Origin of the sequence: Clostridium sp. Ade.TY (genome assembly GCF_000498355.1) — a bacterium.
GTDB lineage: Bacteria > Bacillota > Clostridia > Clostridiales > Clostridiaceae > Clostridium.
Map to the genome: position 1 here is coordinate 1 of NZ_AVSV01000048.1, position 806 is coordinate 806.

Annotated in this window: 1 pseudogene; it reads right to left on the minus strand. The window is 27.9% G+C overall.

Annotation, left to right across the window (positions count from 1 at the left end):
• Positions 1-806 (minus strand): annotated as a pseudogene (locus O212_RS16115) (hypothetical protein); the annotation flags it as partial.

Below are 806 nucleotides of genomic sequence, written 5' to 3' on the forward strand. Positions count from 1 at the left end.
AGTAGTAAATTCTTTAGCACTATTTAAAGCATTATTAGCTTTATTAGTTGCATCTGTACTAGCTGTATTAATAGCTTCTTGTTTCTTAGAATCTGCATATTCCTTAGCTTTTGTTTCAGCTTCATTTGCTTTAGAAATAGCAGTGTTTAAGTTGATTTGTGCTTGTTGTATTCTTTTTTGTTCTTCTGCTGTTATCTTTCCATCTGCATTTGCAATAGCTTCTGTTTTAGCTAGGTTTGCTTTAGCTGTAGCAACATCATCAGAATATTTTTTTAAGTCTATTTCAGCTTGATTCAATTTATTAGTTGTATCAGTAATAGATTTTTGTGTGTTTTTAATTTCAGTATCTAAGTTTTTATTAATATTATCAGTATATAATTTAGCACTATTTAAACTTGAATTTATTTTACTTACTAAATCACTATTTAAGCTATTTATATTACCTTTAATAGCTTCTGTAGATTGAGTAAATGTCTGATTATCTACTTTTAATTTAATGGCTTTATCTAAAGCTTGTATTGAAGCTTTTTGAGTTGATAACTCTTTACCATGCTCTGTAATAGTATTATTTTGTGTAGCCAATTCTATATCTAAAGTTCTATCTCCTACTTGTACTCTAGTTCCTTTAATAGTTTCTGTAGCTCCATTTACTTCTCTTATAACACTATTTATATCTAGCTTATTACCAGCTATATTTGCATTATCTGCTACTTTATTATTATTTATAGCACCATCTGTAATACCTGCATTATGAACACCATCACTATCAATCATTACAGTTTTACCATCTTTTGCTCTTATGAGTA